Here is an 18,510-nt window from a genome sequence, read left to right on the forward strand (position 1 = left end):
CCTAACTTACTGAGTTAAATTTCTTCTTCATAATTACTTTTGTCCCTTTACCTTCTTCGCTTACTACTTCTAAACTATCCATGAATGTTTCCATAACAGTAAAGCCCATGCCAGATCTTTCTAACTCAGGTTTAGAAGTATAAAGTGGTTCCATAGCCTTTTTTACATCTTTTATTCCCACTCCAAAATCTTCTACTATTATGGTAACTTCATTTCCGCTTATAGTAGCCTCTATTCTAATTATGTCCTCTTTTCTATTTTCATAACCATGAATTATAGAATTTGTTACAGCTTCTGATACTGCTGTCTTTACATCTGATAATTCCTCAATTGTAGGGTCTAATTGGGATACAAATGCTGCAATTGCAACCCTTGCAAACCCCTCATTTTGGGATTTACTCATTAATTCTATACAAACTCTATTATCTACCATATTTAAACCCCTCCATTACATACTCTTAATCGCTTCATCTAAGCTTTTATGCATATTAATTATTTTATACATACCTGATAATTCAAAAACTTTGCCAACACTCTTATTTATTTCTGTAACGCATATCTTACCATTTCTATTCTGCATTTTTTTATATCTTCCTATAACTACCCCAATTCCAGAACTATCCATAAAAGTTACTCCCTTAAAATTTAAAATAACTTTCTTTATGTTATCCCTATCTATTCTATCATCTATCTTTACTCGTACCTCTTCAGCACTGTGATGATCAAGTTCCCCCATTAAGGTAACAATCAATTTATCTTCACATTTATCAAACTTAAGATACATATAAGCTGCCCTAAGTTTATACTACCTAGAGCTTACACCTCCCTCATTTTATTACCTTCTTTTTCCATAATTCTAACATATTATTTTATGCTTAGTCAAATAATTTATTCCATTTTTATGTAATTTATGTGATTAATTGTTTAAGTAACTTAAAATACAAACTAAAATTTAATTTGCTATAAAAAAATTGCAAGCTTGTTTAGAGCTTGCAAATAATCTAAATTGCCCATTGTCCTCTCTCAATTACTACTTATAAAGATTGCTCGCGATCTTTCTGTTATATATTTAGCTTGTCTTCTTTTACCCTCTTATATCTGTCAATTTCAAATTTTATCTTTTTATAAAACTCTTCTAAAGTTTCTCCATCATTAAGAATCAGTGTTTCTATAGCATCTTCTAAGGTATTCATTACATAAATATGGAACTCTCCCTTTTCGACTGCATTCTCAATTTCTGGATCTAATATCAAATCATCCTTATTCAAATCTGGTATTAGCACACCTTTGTCCTGTACTGTATCAATATATTTGCACATTCTAAAAAATCCTTCTATTTTTTCATTTACTCCACCAATAGGCTGAACTTCTCCTAACTGATTAACAGAACCTGTAACTGCTATATTCTGTTTTATAGGTCTTTTGCTTAAAGCTGATAATATGCAGATAACTTCTGCAATTGATGCACTATCTCCATCTATTAACCCGTAAGTTTGTTCAAAACTTAAATAAAAATCTACCGGTAATTCCTCATAAGGACTAATTAAATTATTTAATAGGCCCTTTAATATACTAACTGACTTTTCATGAATTTTACCGCTTAATTTATTTTCTTTTTGTATATCTATTATCCTACCATTACCGCTTTGAGCAACACAGGTTATTCTCATTGGTTTTCCAAAAGAGTAATAACCAGTATCTATAACAGCAAGTGCATTAATTACCCCAACTTTTTCTTCCTTTACTGAAATTAATATTTTATTTTCCTTAAACAATTTATCATATTCTTCCTCTATTAACTCCCTTTCATAAACAGTTTCTATTATATCTTTTCTTTCAATCATTGCTGCTTTTCTATTTTTAGCTCTATCATTAGCTAGTAAAATTAATTTCTCTATTTCCCTTTCTTCAATATTTATCTTTCTCCTATTATTGGCTCTTCTAGCTAAATACTTTATAACTTCACTTAATGCCTCTTTTGAAAGAATGTTTAAAGAATTTTCCTTAACTACCTTATTTGCTAAAGTTATTATATATTCCTGTGTTTCTTTATTTAATTCAATTATAGACTTAAATTCAGCTCTCAAAGGAAATAATCTTCTAAAATCTTCATCTAAATTATATAAAATATCATAAGTTTCTTGATCTCCTATCAAAATGACCTTTAGCTTTATAGGAATAGGTTCAGGTTTCAAACTATTAATTGAAATTAGTTCTACATAGGATTTTGAAACATCAAAATTGACTTTACTAGTTAATAATGCTTTTTTAAGCTGAAAGTATGCATTATAATTGTTAACTAAAGAATTCATCCTAATTATTAAACATCCACTATTTGCTCTTAAAATACTTCCTGAATTTATGAGTGAAATATCTGTTGAATATATCCCATTATTATTTTCATACTCAATAAAACCTATAAGATTATTAACACTTGGATCTTCTTCATATATTACAGGTGGATTTAATACTAAACTATTATCAACAAGCAAATGAATATAATTTTTATGAATTATCTTATATAACTCCTCCTCATCTTCATCCACATCAATATTGTAACAATCAATAATTTTCCTTTCTATAACTAAAAAAAGCCTTTCTAAAAACTCATAAGCATTATCATCATCAATAAATTCCAACAATGCTTCATCTTTATATACTTCCATCTGATTTGATATATAATCAGTATATAGTTCCTTTAATTTTTTCATGGATATAGCTTCAATTTCTTTTAATTTTAATAAGATGTGTTCGGCTTTTTTCTTTAATTTATTTGCTTTTACCACTATTTCTTCTTTTCTTGTATTACTTAAATCATCATATTGTTTCTCTGTAATTATTTTGCCATCTACTAGAGGAATAAAGGCAAATCCCCTATTGGTAAATTTCACTTCAAAATTTTCTAATCTTGCACTTTCTATTAATTCGTTAATATAATTACTTCTTTTATTTTGAATTTCATCTATTAAATCTTCTTTTCTATTATCAGATGATGAATTATAGAAATCTTCTACTATTTCTATATAACGATTTTTTATTTCTTCAACAGCTCTTATTAACTTTTTACCATTACCATTCTTAACAAATAGTGCTTCTGGTTTTTTTGAATCCTCATAAATGACATAACAAATATCCTTTGGAGGTTCAAGATATTTGTACTGTTCCTCTATATATTTCTTTAGTTTATTTATCTTCTCTTTTGAGAATGTATCTATTAAATAAAGATTGTAACCTTCCTTATCAATATTAAGAGCTCTGCTTATCTTTGTAAACTCAGCATCAAATAAATTAATATTTTTAGAAGCATCATTTTCAGTATAATCTAAATTAAAATTATATTTCACTTCATTTATCTTCAATTCTTTTTTCATAAATTCCCACTTTATAATTTGCCTTAGCAATTATTAAGAAGCAGTTCCCTCCTTTTTATTGTTTAATATATAAATATTCTGAAGGGGGAATTTAGGGAATATTTTTTCATCAAAAAGAATTATTATTTAATTTTTTACAAAATAAAAAAGTGCAAAGCACCTTATTTATAAAAGAATGTAAAGTAAAGATTTATAGCTTCTTCACTTTACATTTTTCATTAATTCGCTTCACACTTAATTACATTAATTCAATAAACTTATCTACAATTTCTTCTGCTTTTTTTAATTCTTCTTCTGAAGGAACAAAACAGAATGATAGACCTGGATCTACAGTTTTAAATTTTAAGTCTTTTAGCCTTGATGTAAGCATTTTTACGCCTTCCCCTGACCATCCATATGATCCAAAAGCTAATGCTGCTTTTCCTCTATTAGTAACTGGACAGATTAATGATAGCAAATCCCAAGATGGCTTTACTGCATCTTGATTTATTGTTGGTGAACCAATCATAATTCCTTTAGCAGCTTCTATCTTTTTAATACTTTCTCCTAAAGGTACTTCTGTTATTTCTGTTACATCTGCCTTAAATCCTTTTTCTATTAACTTATCTTTTAAAAATTTAGCCATAAATTCTGTGTTTCCATAAGCTGAAATATAGAATATTTCTACTTTTTTATCATCAACTTTTTCTTCAGCAGCCCATTCTTTATATAAGTTAAGAATATCATCAAGATTATTCATATGTACTGGACCATGACTTGGAGCAATTATATCAAAATTTAAACCTGCTATTTTATTTAATGCCATTAATACAAATTTTTTAAATGGTCCCATTATACAATCAAAATAATATTTCATTTCTACAAAATATTCATCATTTAAGCTTCCAGTAATTGATCCTTCAGGACAGTAATGAGAACCAGTAAAATCACAAGTAAATAAAATATTTCTTTCTTCTACATAAGTAAACATTGTATCTGGCCAATGTAAATTTGGTGCTTGTATAAATTTAAGACTTGTTTTTCCTAAACTTATTTCATTTTTTGCCTCTTCACCGTTAAAATCCCCATTTAAAATATTCTTTAAATAATTTAATGCCGCTCTTGTCCCAACAACCTTTGCCTTAGGATATTTTTCAATTAATTTTATTAAGGATCCACTATGATCTAATTCTGTATGTTGAACAATAATGTAATCTACTTCTCTTTCTCCTATAATAGATGTAATATTTTTTAGAAACTCTTCAGAAAAACCAGTTTTTACACTATCTATTACAGCAATTTTTTCATCATCTATTAGATATGAATTATAAGTAGTTCCCTTTTTTGTTTCCATTATTATGTCAAATACTCTTAAGCCAGGATCCTTAACTCCAACCCAATAGACATTCTCTCTAATTCTTTCCACCATATCTCTTCCTCCAATATAGCAATATTTTTTTTGCATACCTACTAATACTTTACCACAAAGCTTTTTTACAGACAATCTTAATTTAAAAATGGATATATTAACTAATATTAATTATTAATTATTAATTATTTAATAAATACATTTTTATTAATTTTTAAATGAATGTACAGGAGCTGGTATTCTTCCCCCTCTTTGAATAAATAATTCAGATGAATTTTCATTAACCTTCATTACCGGAGCTCTTCCAAGCAATCCCCCGAATTCAACCATATCTCCAACTTTACAGCCTGGCGCTGGTATTATTCTTACAGCTGTTGTTTTATTGTTTATCATTCCAATAGCCGCCTCGTCTGCTATCATTGCCGCAATAGTTTCTGCTGATGTATCTCCTGGCACTGCAATCATATCTAATCCAACTGAACAAATAGCAGTCATTGCTTCTAATTTTTCTAAATTTAATGCTCCCTTTAATACTGCATCTATCATACCTGCATCTTCAGATACTGGAATAAAAGCTCCGCTTAATCCTCCAACATGACTGCAAGCCATAATTCCACCTTTTTTAACTGCATCATTTAATAAAGCTAAAGCTGCAGTTGTTCCATGAGTTCCTACTGTTTCTAATCCCATTTCTTCAAGGATATGAGCTACAGAATCCCCAATAGCTGGCGTTGGTGCTAATGATAAATCTACAATCCCAAAAAGAACATTAAGCCTCTTTGATGCCTCCTTAGCAACTAATTGCCCCATTCTAGTAATTTTAAAAGCAGTTTTCTTTATTGTTTCAGCAACTACATCAAAAGGTTCTCCCTTTACCTTTTGTAATGCCCTTTGAACAACTCCAGGTCCACTTACCCCAACATTTATAATCTTATCAGCTTCTCCAACCCCGTGAAAGGCACCTGCCATAAAGGGATTATCTTCTACTGCATTACAAAATACAACTAACTTAGCACAGCCAAAGCCCTTACTTTCCTTTGTTAATTCAGCTGTAGTTTTTATTATTTCTCCCATTTCTTTTACTGCATCCATATTTATCCCTGTTCTTGTAGAACCAATATTTACAGAAGAGCAAACCTTTTTAGTTTTTGAAAGAGCCTCTGGAATTGAATTAATTAATATTTTATCTCCCTTTGTATATCCTTTTTGAACTAAAGCAGAAAATCCACCTATAAAATCTATTCCTAAATGATCTGCTGCCCTATCTAATATTTCAGCAAATTTAACATAATTTTCTTCATTAGTAGCTCCTGCTACAATTGAAATTGGGGTTACTGAAACTCTCTTATTAACTATAGGTATCCCAAATTCATTTTCTATTTCCCTGCCTACTCTTACTAGTTCTTTTGCTGATCTAGTTATTTTATTATATATCTTCTCCCTAGCTTTATCTCCATCTGAATCAATGCAGTCTAATAAAGAAATTCCCATTGTGATAGTTCTTATATCTAAATTCTCTTCTTCTATCATTTTTATTGTTTCTAAAATATTATTAGTATTCATATTAATCCTCCAAACCTTTATTATAAACTATGCATTGAGTTAAATATTTCTTCTCTTTGAATTTTAACATCTACCCCTAATTCTTTTCCCTTTGTAATCAAACCTTCTTTAACTATATCAAAATTACTATCAGAATTTTCAAAATCAAGCATCATTATCATAGTAAAATATTCCTTCATTATAGTTTGATTTACATCTAAAATATTAATATTAAACTTAACTAATTCACTGCTAATTCCAGCAATTATGCCTACCTTATCTCTTCCTATTACTGTTAGTATTGCTTTCATTATTATCTCCTTTCAATTTATAATTTAACAATTTAACCTGCTAAATTTTTACTACTTATTTTATTATTCCTCTATATAATTGTCAAATAAAAGCTTAATTTATTAAAAGAAAAGCCCCTTAAAAATAAAGAAAAATTCGCTTCATAAATTTTATGAAACAAATTTTATATTAATCAAAGAATTCATTTTCCAATTTTTCTAAATCTAATATTTTAATTTCTTTTAAATTAAAATCAATTAACCCACTATTTTTCATATTAATTAATTCTCTTGAAAGAGATGGACGGGTTACTCCCATCTCTTCTGCCAATTCCTTCTTTGATTTTATTTTTAATACTAAAGAATTCTTTGCTTTATAATTGTCTAACAACAGCTTACATATTTTTCTTCTTATTGTATCTAATTCTATCAGCTTTATTTTTTTATTCAGATTTACTAATTTTTGAGACAATAGGCCCAAAAAGTTCTCTGTAAATTTAGTATTTTTCTTCATAATATTTAAAATAGTTTTCTTAGGAAAAAATATTATCTTACAATTTTCAATAGCCATTACAGTAGAAGGATAGATTGCTTCTTTAACAAAAATTACTGCCTCAGCAAAGGCATCACCTTCATTAAGGTTTGCTAAAGTCAATACCTTTCCATTTTCATATACATTTTGTACAACTGCTTTTCCCTCTATTATTATAGATAAACTATTGCACGCTTCACCTTGATTAGCAATAATCTGTCCCTTTTTATAGGATTTTACAAGATATACTTCCTCATCCAAAATTTTTTGTATTTCTTCATCTTTTATATCCTTAAAAAATCTAGCCCTTTGTAATGTTTTTATCATAACTTTTCCTTTCAAAAACTTATTTTAATAGTAAGACTATAAAAATTTTTATAGAATTTATATTACATATTATTTTAATCTTTATTTATATTGTCTTCAAGAGACTTTTATTATTCTTCTTTAAGAAAATATAAAAAGACTACCCATTTGGGCAGTCTTTTCTATATTTTCTATTAACCTAAGAACATCTTTAAGTCATCTTCTACGTTTGTTATTCCGCCGATACCAAAGTTTTCAACAAGTACTTTTGCAACATTTGGTGAAAGGAATGCTGGTAGAGTTGGTCCTAAGTGAATATTCTTAACTCCTAAATATAATAATGATAATAATACTATAACAGCTTTTTGTTCATACCATGCTATATTAAAGGCCAATGGTAATTCATTAATATCTTCTAATCCAAATACTTCTTTAAGTTTTAATGCAATTAATGCTAAAGAGTATGAATCATTACATTGTCCTGCATCTAAAACTCTTGGAATTCCACCAATATCTCCTAACTCTAATTTATTGTACTTGTATTTTGCACAACCTGCAGTTAATATAACTGTATCTTTTGGTAAAGCTTTAGCAAATTCTGTATAGTAATTTCTTGACTTAGCTCTACCATCGCATCCAGCCATTACAAAGAACTTCTTAATAGCTCCTGACTTAACAGCTTCTACTATTTTATCAGCAAGAGCAAATACTTGATTGTGAGCAAATCCACCAATAATTTCTCCTCTTTCTATTTCTGTTGGAGCCTTACATGTTTTAGCAAGTTCAATTATTTCTGAGAAATCTTTCTTTTCTCCATCTACTCCTGGTATATGCTTGCATCCTGGGAAACCAGCAGCACCAGTTGTAAATACTCTATGCTTATAGCTATCCTTTGGTGGTACTATACAGTTTGTTGTCATTAAAATTGGTCCATTGAAGCTTTCAAATTCTTCTTTTTGCTTCCACCATGCATTTCCATAGTTTCCTACAAAATGATCATATTTCTTAAATGCTGGATAATAGTGAGCTGGTAACATTTCTGAGTGAGTATAAACATCTACTCCTGTTCCCTTTGTTTGTTCTAATAATTGCTCTAAATCTTTTAAGTCGTGACCTGAAACTAAGATACCTGGGTTATTTCTAACACCTATATTAACTTTTGTTATTTCTGGATTTCCATAAGTTCCAGTATTAGCTGCATCTAATAGAGCCATTCCCTCTACTCCAACTTTACCAGTTTCTAAAGTTAAAGCAACTAATTCATCTACTGTTAAGCTATCATCTAATAACTTAGCTAATGTTTCTTGCATAAATGCACTTATTTCTTCATTATCATAGCTTAATTCATTAGCATGCTTCATATATGCAGCCAAACCTTTTAATCCATAAGTTATAAGTTCTCTTAGACTTCTTATATCTTCATCTTTAGTTGCTAATACACCAACTTGTGTTGATTTAGCATCATATTCTTCCCTTGTAGAAGCAGTCCATAATGCAGCTTCAGATAAACCTTCTTTATTTGATAATTGATTTAATAATTCTTCTTTTATTTCTAATACTCTTCTTACTCTATCATAGAACACTTCATCATCGAAGTTAGCATTAGTTATAGTTGTAAATAGGTTTATTGTTATATAGTGATTAACTTCAGTTGAAACCTTTTTACCTTCTTTTCTTAATCTAGTTGTTACTTCTGATAATCCCTTTGTTACATATACTAATAAATCTTGCATTCTAGCAAGGTCTGGTGACTTTCCACATACTCCAAACTTTGTACAGCCTGTACATCCTGCTGTTTCTTGACATTGGAAACAAAACATTTTATTTTCCATTAAAATAGCCTCCTTAAATATATTTAAAATAAATAATTTCTTAAATGTTCATTTGACATACTCATTATAACCAGTTTTTTAAGAATAATCGGTAACAGAAGTTACAGAAATAAATATTTTTTATTTTTTTAAATAATTTTCTACCTTATAAAATTTAAAAGAAAATAAGCTGTTTCATAATCTTCTTACAAAACAGCTTATTAAAAAAATTATACTCTCTAATTAAATTGTGCCCTACTTCCCTTATTAGTAGAAGTAATAACTATTTTAGAATCAATTCTATCCTTTAATTCTTGTACGTGAGATATTATTCCTACTACTCTGCCATCATTTTGAAGCTCAACTAAACATTCTATGGCATTATCTAAAGATTCAGAATCTAAAGTTCCAAAACCTTCATCAACAAAAATAGTATCCAACTGTATTCCTCCTGAATAAGCCTGCACAACATCTGCCAAGCCTAAAGCCATTGATAGGGAGGCTTTAAATGCTTCTCCACCTGATAAAGTTTTTACATCCCTAGCTTTCCCTGTATAATTATCAAATACTTCTAAATCTAAACCTTGTCCTTTTCTCTTATCTCCAAGTTCCTCTTTTCTTAAAAGTTCAAATCTGTTACAGCTCATTCTAGAAAGCCTTAAATTAGCTGCTGTGATTATATCCTCAAAATAAGAGGCTAAAACATACCTTTCAAAACTTATTTTTCTATTGTTATCACCATTAATTATCTTTGAAAGCCTTCCTATAGTACTATATTTCTTTTCATCTTTTTCAATCAACTCATTATTTTTTTTAATCTTATCTAACAGCCTTGTATTTTGCTCAATCTTAGAATATAGTTTTTTTTCATTATCCTGTAGCTTTAGCTTTTCATCTTTATAATTTTCAATTTTTAATTCTAATTCCTTAACATCTCTTTTAACAAGACCTTCGCATTCCTTAGTTATCTCAATTAACATTTTCTCTGTATTAGTAAAATTATTATTATAGTTATTAATTTCCTTTTCTAAAGCTTCTATTTCAGATTCTTTAAGCTGGCTATTTTTATAATCACGACCATCTTTAAAACCTAAGGCCAAGGTCTTTTCCTTAAATATTTCAATTGATAGTTCTAATTCTTTTTTTGTTTCTCTTAATCTTATTTCTAAAGATCGCTTATTTCCATTTTCCTTATCTAAATTAGATTTTACTAAATTATATTCTATTTCTGCTTTTTCATAATTTCTTTTTAATTCTTCTAATTTAAAATTAGTTTCTTTTCTTATACTTTCAAGTTCATTAAAAGTTTTAACTTCTCCATTAAATTCTTCTACTATATTTTTTAAGTTGGTCTCTTCTATTTTTAGATTTTCTTTATAAAATAATAATTCTTTATTTTTCTCCTCTAGATTATTTCTTAATTTCTCAATTCTCTCTTCTTTATCTTTCTTTTCCTTAATCTTTTCTTCTTCCGTATCAACAAACTTACTTATTTTTTCTATTTCTTTTTTAATATTTGTCAGTTCTAAATTATTTTCATTAATTAATTCTGATACTCTATTTATTTCAAAATATAAATCTTCAAAATCCTTTTTATTAAATATTTTCACTAATAAAGGAAGAATTATTTCCTCTTTATTTGATTCTAAATTAGCATTTGATTTCGATAAATCCCTATAATATTTTTCCCTATTCTCATACAAGTTGTCTACTTTAGCTTTTGCCTCTTTTACCAATGCCTCATCTATAATTTGACTATTTAATACTGCTGGGCTCGGGTGATGTTTTGAACCGCATACTGGACATGGTTCTCCCTCTTTCAAATTCTTTGCAAGTATTCCTGCTTGATTTCTTCTAAAGGCCTCTTCTAAGCTTTCATAATCATTCTTTGCATTTTTATAAGTCCTATCTGCCTCTTCATAAATATGGGCTAATCTTGAATGTTTATTACTTTCCCTCTTATAATTTTCTAAAGAATCCAATAATTTATTTAGATCTTCTGTTTTCTTATTTAAATTAACAGCCTTTATTTCTAATTCATTCTTTTTACTCTTCAAACTGCTTATATTTTCTAACTCTATTGTTAATTTACTTACTAAATCACTATTATTTCTTATATCCATATTAATACTATTAATATCTTTTTCTAGAGTTATCAGAACAGTCTTTAATTTATTTACTTTCAACTTATTTTCTTCATATTTTAAAGTCTTTTCTTTTAATTTATTTATTTCATTTAATTTAGTTAATAAATTATTTCTTTCTTCTTCTTTACTTTTTTCTTCCTGTAATCTTTTATAGGCTAAGTCATACTCTTTTAGGTACTTTTCTATGTCTTTAATTGACTCTATTAATTTAAAATTAACTTCATCATTTAAAGATTTTTTATATCTATAATCTTTTTCATAAAGTTCTAGTTTTAATGCCTTTTTTGCTTTTTCAAGAATAAGGGCCTTTTCCTTATAATTTTCTTTTAGAGATGCTAATTTTTCAAATTCTAATTTTATTGAATCCTTTTTTTCTAATTTTTTATTATTTTCATTTATTATTACTAATTCTTTAGATAAAATTTCTATTTTCTCTTGAATTTTATCTATTTCAAACTTTAAGGTTAAAAGTTTCTCTTTATCAAATGTTATTTCTTCCTCAAAAGCTTTTATTATTTGCCCTATATTCATGTCCTTTGCAGCTACTAATTCTTTTAAATTTATATTTTCATCATTAATTATAAAAGCTTTAATATTATTTTCCCTATCCCTTTGAATAAGCTCAATATTTCTTTTTAATTCATTTACTTCATTTTTTATATTCTGTTGAATATCTGAAAATATTTTTGTTCCAAATATCTTTCTAAATATCTCTTCTTTCTTATCACTATCAGAATTTAATAATTTCTTAAATTCTCCTTGAGGAATCATAACTAATTGCTTAAATTGTTCAGAATTAATTCCTAAAATCTCTTCAATCCCTCTAGTAACTTCCTTATATCCTGTTATAATTTTGTCTTTATACTTTAACTCTGCAGAAGCCTTGCTTTCCGTAAATCCCTCTCCTCTTTGTTTTTTTCTATAATATTGGGGAGATCTTTTTACATAATAATCTTTATTTCTCATTGAAAACCATAGCTCAACTTCTGTCTTAGTTTCTGGTGAAGCAAAATCACTTCTTAAATTTTTACCATCCCTTTCGCTTCCGCTTGCTTCCCCAAAAAGAGCAAAATTAATAGCATCGAAAATTGTTGTCTTTCCAGCTCCTGTATTTCCCGTTATTACAAATATATTTTTATCTTTCAGATTTTCTTCAAAATTTAATTCTTGTCTTTCCGCATAAGGTCCAAAAGCTGATATTACTAACTTTTTAATCTTCATATTAATCTTCTTCCTCCTTAGCCTTATCCATTACATTTGTAATAATCTCTAGTTCTTCACTGCTGCATTCTTCACCAACTATATCTCTATAAAAATCCTTAAACAAAGTTATAGTGGATTTTTCCTTTATATCAGCTATTTTCCTTTCTGACCCCTGCTTATTAAGTTTCTCTTCCCTTATTAACTCCATTACATTTGGATAAACAGTTCTAAGCTTTGCCATTGGATCTAAAATTTCACCTTTATCCTTTAATATTATCTTTATATAATCTTCCTTGCTTAAATTATCATTTATAGAATTATTTATTATATCATCAAGATAACCTTCTATTATTCTAAAATCTCTTTTAGGTATCAATTTATAAAAACTTACATCAATATTTCCCTCTGAATCTAAATTAACTATATTTATTCCCTTTTTTTGATTTACTTCTGAAAAAGAATATTTCATTAAAGAGCCTGAATATCTTATATTTTCGTTTCCTACTTTTTGTGGACCGTGCAAATGACCAAGAGCTGTATAATTAAACTTTTCAAAGAGCTTTACATCAATAAAATCAGTTCCCCCTATAGAAATAGGCTTTTCTGAATCCGATTCAATTAACTCCTCAAAATTACCATCTCTTATTTTGGTTACATATCCATGGGCAATAGCAACATTTCTCTCTTTTTCTTCTATATCTTTATTTATTTCATCTATAATTTTTTTCATTGCATCATTTGGTGTTCTTATATTTTCATCTTCATATAAGTCCCTTACAATAGGAAGATCTGCAAAAGGAATTGGATAAAAATTCACCTTTCCAAATTCATCTTCTAAAACAATTTTTTCGATATTTCTTTTTAAATTTCCTATAATATATAATCCGCTTCGTCTTAATAGTGAACTTCCAAAATCTAACCTTTCATTACTATCATGATTACCTGCTATAGCTATTACAGGTGTTTTTAGATCTATCACTATTTTTTCAAAAGTTTTATTTAGTAACTCAACCGCTTGTACAGGTGGTATTGATCTATCATATAAATCGCCTGCTATTACTAATACATCTGGCTTTTCTTCATCTATTGCTTTAAATAATTCTTCTAAAATATATTCTTGATCTTCTGTCATATAAAAGCCATTTACAAGCTTTCCTATATGCCAGTCCCCCATATGAAATATTTTCATTTAATCCCCCCATTTTTTCAGATTTCAATTTTTAGTTTAAGAAGATTTTCAGATTACTGAAAATCTACATTCTATTTATTTTATATTATACATTATTTTAATATCTATTTATTGAATATTATCTAAAAACAATAACTCAAAAATTTAAAATAAAAAAGACTGCTATATCTATTAACAGTCCTTTCCTATTACTATTTATTCTTATGCTGCTCTTTTTTCATTCAAAAGAGAAATAGTATCTTTTCCTTGAGCCTTATTTAATGACTTTGCTACTAAATATGCTAGAAAAGCATCAATAAAATGATGAACCATTGTTCCTACTATAGTAATTAAAACAATCGTATAAGAATCAATTCCAAAAGGTATTATAGCTAGTCCTTCTAAAACACCATGAATAGGTGCAGTTACAGCTATAGCTCCTTTATAATTTTCATTCTTTCTAAATATTTTTCCTCCAATATAGCCAACAATAATGTGAGTCGCTGCTCTAAGGGCAACTACAGGTGCTGATGTTATAAAAAATCCTATTGTTGAACCTAGACCAACTATTGCAGCTACTTTGGGCGAAATTAACATTGCAATAAATAAAGGAACATGAGATGCTAAAGTAGCTGTAAAAGGTCCAACTATTATTTTTAAAAATCCAAAAGAAATAGGAATAATAAGTGATAATGCCACCAATAGTGCAGCTAGTACCATTTGTTTAATTTTAGTGCTATGCATTTTACCCCTCCTAAAGTGTATATACATTAGTATAATATTATATTTACACCTTGTAAATACTTTTAATAAAATAATTATTTTTATTATTATTCATAGATATTTCCTAAATTAATATAATTTATAATGAGTTAATATTTAAGCGAGGTAATTTATGTTTGAAAATAATACAATAATTCCTTTAACTCTTTCATTATTAGCAGGACTATCAACAATCTTAGGCGCTTTTGTAGTCTTCTTTGCTAATTTTAATAAGAATAAATTAATTACATTTTCCCTAGCTTTCTCAGCCGGAGTAATGATGACAGTTTCCTTTATCGACCTATTTATGTCTTCTATGGATAATCTCTGCAAAAATTATGGAAACCTTATTGGAATATTCTATTCTATAACTTTTTTAATTTCTGGCGCTTTAATTACAGCATTAATAGATAAACTTCTTGATAAAAATAGTATAGTAAAAAATCAAAGAAATTCTTCAAAAAATTTATTTAGAGTTGGTTTAATCTCAATGCTTGGACTTATGATTCATAACTTCCCTGAAGGAGTAGCAACCTTTATTTCCGGTTATGAAAATCTTTCTTTAGGAATATCTGTAGCATTAGCAATTTCCCTACATAATATTCCTGAAGGTATTTCTATATCTTTACCAATTTATTATTCAACTAAGAGCAAGTATAAAGCCTTTAAATACTGTTTTTTATCTGGAATTGCTGAACCCCTTGGAGCTCTTGCAGCCTTCTTATTTTTAAAACCTTACATAAATGAAACTATTTTATCATTAACCTTCTTATTGGTAGCAGGAATAATGTTATACATTTCTTTTATGGAACTTATTCCTACTGCAAAATCCTATGGATACAATAAACTTTACGCAATTTCCTTATTTCTTGGAATATGTATTATACCAATAAGTCATGTTTTTGTGGCCTAGTCTCCAAAAAGAATTATCAATAAACAATTTAGCTAATTTTTTAATTCAAAATAAAAACGCCTAAAAAATAGGCGTTTTTATATTTTCTTTTCATTTATTATTAACTATCAGACATACTATCTTTAGTCTTTATATTTTAAAGTTAAACTTATTATTTTCTTAACTAATAAAGCTGCAATTGGATATGGTATGTTATATAATTTTAATATTTTTATTACAGCTTCATCTGTCTCTTCGATTTTCTTAAATATTTTTTCTACATCAGATTTCTTTCCCCTTATATCTTTAAAATCTTCAATAAATAAATCAAATTCCCTTAATACCTTCATATGTCTTGGTTCATTTTGAGGAATTTGACAACTAAGATAAGATTCGTCTGCATAAATTTCTATTGGATATTCAGTATCCACTTCTGGAATATAATCAATATCAGCATAAAAATTTTCATCTTCTTTGACATTATTTATTGGGGTTGCAAAATCATATAAAAAATTATTTGTAATTCCATTTAAACCTGTATCAGTTAAATTTTGTATCGTTTGCCCCATTGCATTGCTACATAATAAATTTGAACTTGTATCCATAGGTATAAATTTTAGGTCATCATTTTCAGCTGTATGTTTAACTTCTGAATTCTCCATTTATTTCCTCCAAAAAAATAATCTAATATATGTATATGTCCCATATTATATATGTTTCCTTAAATATTGGAACTTTCTAAAATAGGTTAATAGCACCAACCTATTGTCAAATGAATAAAATATAGAATATACGGGAGGTAATGCTATGTATGATTCTAATGATAATCCTTTAAGAAGTTTATTTATTGGACTAGATAAGAAAGTTCCAATTTTAAATAATAAAGAAATAATTCCTATTAATTTTGATAATGCTGCCACAACTCCAGTTTTTAAAAGTGTCCTTAAAGAAATAACTGAAGCTTGTGAATTATATGGAGCCATTGGAAGGGGTACTGGCCAAAAATCAGAATATTGCACAAATAGATATCATAAATGTAGGGATTATATTTTAGATTTTTTTAATGCTCCGAAAGATAAGTATACAGTTATTTTTGTAGGAAACACTACTGAGGGCCTAAATAGACTTTCAAATATTTTAATTGAAAATAAAAGTGATATCATTATAACAACAAGAATGGAACATCATTCAAATGATCTTCCTTGGAGAGGAAAATGTATTGTCAAATATGTGGAAGTAGATAATAATGGCAGACTAAAACTCGATGAACTAGAATACTTATTAGAAAAATATAAAGGCCAAGTAAAAATTGTTACTTTAACTGCTGCTTCGAATGTTACTGGCTATATTAATAACTTATCTTTTATCGCTAAACTAGTTCACAGTTACAATGCAAAATTAATTGTAGATGGAGCCCAAATTGTTGCTCATAAAAAATTAAATATATATCCTGGAAATAAGCAGGAGGCAATAGATTTTCTAGTATTTTCTGCTCATAAAATTTATGCTCCTTTTGGTAGTGGTGCAATTATAGGCCTTAGAGAAAGCTTTGAAAGATTAAATAATGACTATAAAGGCGGAGGAACAGTAGAAGGAGTTTTTGATGATTTTGAAATTTATCTACCTCCTCCTGAAAAAAATGAAGCTGGCAGTCCAAACTTTTTTGGTGCAATAGCTTTAGTTCAAGCAATGAAGGAGATAGAAAAAATAGGATTTAAGACTATAGAAGAAAATGAAAAAAAGTTATTAAAAATGACTGTAGATGGATTAAAATCCATAAAAAAAGTAATAACTTATGGTGATAATGATAATATATCTGATAGACTTGGCATTGTAATATTTAATATAGAAGGCCTTTATGATATAGATACTGCTAAATATTTATCAACTTTACGAGCTATAGCTGTTAGGCAAGGGGCCTTTTGCGCTCACCCTTATGTAAATAGATTATTACATTACCATAATGAAAAAAATAATAATTTATATAGGAATAACTATTGTAAATTAACAGGAATGGTAAGAGCAAGCTTTGGATTATATAATTCCATAAATGAAGTTGAAACATTCTTAAACACTGTTGAACTAATTACTAAAATTATATAAAAATAAAGGGCTTTTAATAGAGCCCTTTATTTTTTATTCTTTCATTTTTTTGCAATTAAAAATTTAGTTGGTATTCCTTGCTCTGTAAACATTCTTTCATGCTCAGTTTCAACATTTCCCACAAAGTCACTGTTATGTAAATCATAAGTTATATATTCTATGCTAAATTTTGCTTCTTTAAAATACTCTAAAGATTCTTCAAACAACTCATCATCATCTGTTTTGAAATAAATTTCTCCACCATCAATTAAAAACTCTCTATAATTATTTAATTGTCTTGTATGAGTTAATCTTCTTTTCTTATGTCTCTCTTTTGGCCATGGATTACAAAAATTAATATATATTCTATGTACTATATCTTCCCTGCTAAAAACATCTGAAATTAAAGCTATTTCTTGGGCCATAAGCTTCAAATTATCAACTTCTCTGCCTTTTTCTTCATATGCCCTTTCAATATTTCTTTTAGCCAAGACTAAAACTTCATCTTTTATATCTATTGCTATATAGTTTATATTTGGATTTTCTGCACCATGAACAGCAATAAAAGTTCCTTTTCCACAGCCTAATTCTAAATAAATTGGATTTTCTTTATTTTTAAATTGTACTGCCCATTTACCTTTATAATCCTTTGGATTTTTTATAAAGAAATCACATTTTTCAAGTTCAGGCCTAGCCCATGGTTTCTTTCTTATTCTCATATTATTCACTCCATCCATTAAGATTCATAACAATTATACCTTAACAATAACTAGTTCTCAATGGATAGTTTATTATTGAAAATAAAAAAGAAGCTATAACACCTCTTACTTGTGTTATGCTTCTTTCCTAGTTTAGGATTTTCAACCCAACTGAAATTATCCTTAACTATAATTTTTACTTTTGGATAATAATTACTATAGCTTATTTATCTCCAAAGTATCTATTTAATAATCCTAAGAATGCCTTTCCATGTCTAGCTTCATCTTTGCACATTTCATGTACTGTATCATGGATTGCATCTAAGTTTAATTGCTTAGCTAATGTTGCTAAATCTTT

15 protein-coding genes and 1 pseudogene are annotated in these 18,510 nt (G+C 27.8%); 2 read left to right on the forward strand and 14 right to left on the reverse strand.

Going from position 1 to position 18,510, the window contains the following annotated elements; genetic code table 11:
- Position 1: 1 nt before the first annotated feature.
- The 11 genes from spoIIAB to KQI16_RS00625 form a co-directional block, all read right to left on the reverse strand.
- Complete coding sequence (spoIIAB, locus tag KQI16_RS00575; protein ID WP_216431492.1) at positions 2–433, reverse strand: anti-sigma F factor; 432 nt, start codon at positions 431–433, stop codon at positions 2–4.
- Between the two features lie 15 nt (positions 434–448).
- Complete coding sequence (gene spoIIAA / locus KQI16_RS00580; RefSeq protein ID WP_216431493.1) at positions 449–784, reverse strand: anti-sigma F factor antagonist; 336 nt, start codon at positions 782–784, stop codon at positions 449–451.
- A gap of 277 nt (positions 785–1,061) precedes the next feature.
- On the reverse strand, positions 1,062–3,371 hold the full coding sequence (locus KQI16_RS00585; RefSeq protein WP_216431494.1) for an AAA family ATPase: 2,310 nt from the start codon (positions 3,369–3,371) through the stop codon (positions 1,062–1,064).
- A 238-nt stretch (positions 3,372–3,609) separates the two neighbouring features.
- Entirely contained in the window at positions 3,610–4,779 is a 1,170-nt protein-coding gene (locus KQI16_RS00590; RefSeq protein ID WP_216431495.1) for an FprA family A-type flavoprotein, read from the reverse strand.
- A 147-nt stretch (positions 4,780–4,926) separates the two neighbouring features.
- On the reverse strand, positions 4,927–6,282 hold the full coding sequence (locus KQI16_RS00595; protein ID WP_216431496.1) for a PFL family protein: 1,356 nt from the start codon (positions 6,280–6,282) through the stop codon (positions 4,927–4,929).
- A 20-nt stretch (positions 6,283–6,302) separates the two neighbouring features.
- Positions 6,303–6,572, reverse strand: a complete 270-nt coding sequence (locus tag KQI16_RS00600; protein ID WP_216431497.1) for an ACT domain-containing protein — start codon at positions 6,570–6,572, stop codon at positions 6,303–6,305.
- A gap of 169 nt (positions 6,573–6,741) precedes the next feature.
- Positions 6,742–7,410, reverse strand: coding sequence for a Crp/Fnr family transcriptional regulator (locus tag KQI16_RS00605; protein WP_216431498.1), 669 nt, complete (start codon positions 7,408–7,410; stop codon positions 6,742–6,744).
- Positions 7,411–7,583: 173 nt separating this feature from the next.
- Positions 7,584–9,221, reverse strand: a complete 1,638-nt coding sequence (hcp, locus tag KQI16_RS00610; RefSeq protein WP_216431499.1) for a hydroxylamine reductase — start codon at positions 9,219–9,221, stop codon at positions 7,584–7,586.
- Between the two features lie 218 nt (positions 9,222–9,439).
- Positions 9,440–12,568 carry an SbcC/MukB-like Walker B domain-containing protein gene (locus tag KQI16_RS00615; RefSeq protein WP_216431500.1) on the reverse strand — a complete coding sequence of 1,043 codons (3,129 nt, stop codon included), beginning with the start codon at positions 12,566–12,568 and terminating at the stop codon, positions 9,440–9,442.
- 1 nt (position 12,569) lies between these two features.
- Entirely contained in the window at positions 12,570–13,739 is a 1,170-nt protein-coding gene (locus KQI16_RS00620; RefSeq protein ID WP_216431501.1) for an exonuclease SbcCD subunit D, read from the reverse strand.
- 201 nt (positions 13,740–13,940) lie between these two features.
- A complete protein-coding gene (locus tag KQI16_RS00625; protein ID WP_216431502.1) occupies positions 13,941–14,462 on the reverse strand; it encodes an ECF transporter S component in 522 nt (173 codons plus the stop codon).
- Between the two features lie 151 nt (positions 14,463–14,613).
- Here KQI16_RS00625 and zupT point away from each other — a divergent pair, with 151 nt between their 5' ends.
- Complete coding sequence (gene zupT / locus KQI16_RS00630; RefSeq protein ID WP_216431503.1) at positions 14,614–15,393, forward strand: zinc transporter ZupT; 780 nt, start codon at positions 14,614–14,616, stop codon at positions 15,391–15,393.
- A gap of 122 nt (positions 15,394–15,515) precedes the next feature.
- On the opposite strand, the gene KQI16_RS00635 is transcribed toward zupT, so the two are convergent.
- Positions 15,516–16,034 (reverse strand): hypothetical protein, encoded by a 519-nt coding sequence (locus KQI16_RS00635; RefSeq protein ID WP_216431504.1) that lies wholly within the window; start codon positions 16,032–16,034, stop codon positions 15,516–15,518.
- A gap of 145 nt (positions 16,035–16,179) precedes the next feature.
- On the opposite strand from KQI16_RS00635, the gene KQI16_RS00640 reads away from it, so the two are divergent.
- The gene (locus tag KQI16_RS00640) at positions 16,180–17,475 is read left to right on the forward strand and encodes an aminotransferase class V-fold PLP-dependent enzyme (RefSeq protein ID WP_216431505.1); all 1,296 of its coding nucleotides are present in this window, start codon (positions 16,180–16,182) and stop codon (positions 17,473–17,475) included.
- 41 nt (positions 17,476–17,516) lie between these two features.
- On the opposite strand, the gene trmB is transcribed toward KQI16_RS00640, so the two are convergent.
- Positions 17,517–18,173, reverse strand: a complete 657-nt coding sequence (trmB, locus tag KQI16_RS00645) for a tRNA (guanosine(46)-N7)-methyltransferase TrmB (protein WP_216431506.1) — start codon at positions 18,171–18,173, stop codon at positions 17,517–17,519.
- A gap of 202 nt (positions 18,174–18,375) precedes the next feature.
- A pseudogene (locus tag KQI16_RS00650) lies at positions 18,376–18,510 on the reverse strand (NADH peroxidase); the annotation flags it as partial.

It is taken from the genome of Caproiciproducens sp. MSJ-32, assembly GCF_018918055.1.
Taxonomy (GTDB): Bacteria; Bacillota; Clostridia; order Clostridiales; family Clostridiaceae; genus Clostridium.

What these genes read in the sequence shown, in the direction of transcription:
- KQI16_RS00625 (WP_216431502.1), bottom strand. Translation starts at nt 14,462, where the DNA reads ATGCATAGCACTAAAATTAAACAAATGGTACTAGCTGCACTATTGGTG.
- spoIIAA (WP_216431493.1), bottom strand. Translation starts at nt 784, where the DNA reads ATGTATCTTAAGTTTGATAAATGTGAAGATAAATTGATTGTTACCTTA.
- hcp (WP_216431499.1), bottom strand. Translation starts at nt 9,221, where the DNA reads ATGGAAAATAAAATGTTTTGTTTCCAATGTCAAGAAACAGCAGGATGT.
- trmB (WP_216431506.1), bottom strand. Translation starts at nt 18,173, where the DNA reads ATGAGAATAAGAAAGAAACCATGGGCTAGGCCTGAACTTGAAAAATGT.
- KQI16_RS00615 (WP_216431500.1), bottom strand. Translation starts at nt 12,568, where the DNA reads ATGAAGATTAAAAAGTTAGTAATATCAGCTTTTGGACCTTATGCGGAA.
- KQI16_RS00635 (WP_216431504.1), bottom strand. Translation starts at nt 16,034, where the DNA reads ATGGAGAATTCAGAAGTTAAACATACAGCTGAAAATGATGACCTAAAA.
- spoIIAB (WP_216431492.1), bottom strand. Translation starts at nt 433, where the DNA reads ATGGTAGATAATAGAGTTTGTATAGAATTAATGAGTAAATCCCAAAAT.
- KQI16_RS00595 (WP_216431496.1), bottom strand. Translation starts at nt 6,282, where the DNA reads ATGAATACTAATAATATTTTAGAAACAATAAAAATGATAGAAGAAGAG.
- KQI16_RS00590 (WP_216431495.1), bottom strand. Translation starts at nt 4,779, where the DNA reads ATGGTGGAAAGAATTAGAGAGAATGTCTATTGGGTTGGAGTTAAGGAT.
- KQI16_RS00640 (WP_216431505.1), top strand. Translation starts at nt 16,180, where the DNA reads ATGTATGATTCTAATGATAATCCTTTAAGAAGTTTATTTATTGGACTA.
- zupT (WP_216431503.1), top strand. Translation starts at nt 14,614, where the DNA reads ATGTTTGAAAATAATACAATAATTCCTTTAACTCTTTCATTATTAGCA.
- KQI16_RS00620 (WP_216431501.1), bottom strand. Translation starts at nt 13,739, where the DNA reads ATGAAAATATTTCATATGGGGGACTGGCATATAGGAAAGCTTGTAAAT.
- KQI16_RS00605 (WP_216431498.1), bottom strand. Translation starts at nt 7,410, where the DNA reads ATGATAAAAACATTACAAAGGGCTAGATTTTTTAAGGATATAAAAGAT.
- KQI16_RS00600 (WP_216431497.1), bottom strand. Translation starts at nt 6,572, where the DNA reads ATGAAAGCAATACTAACAGTAATAGGAAGAGATAAGGTAGGCATAATT.
- KQI16_RS00585 (WP_216431494.1), bottom strand. Translation starts at nt 3,371, where the DNA reads ATGAAAAAAGAATTGAAGATAAATGAAGTGAAATATAATTTTAATTTA.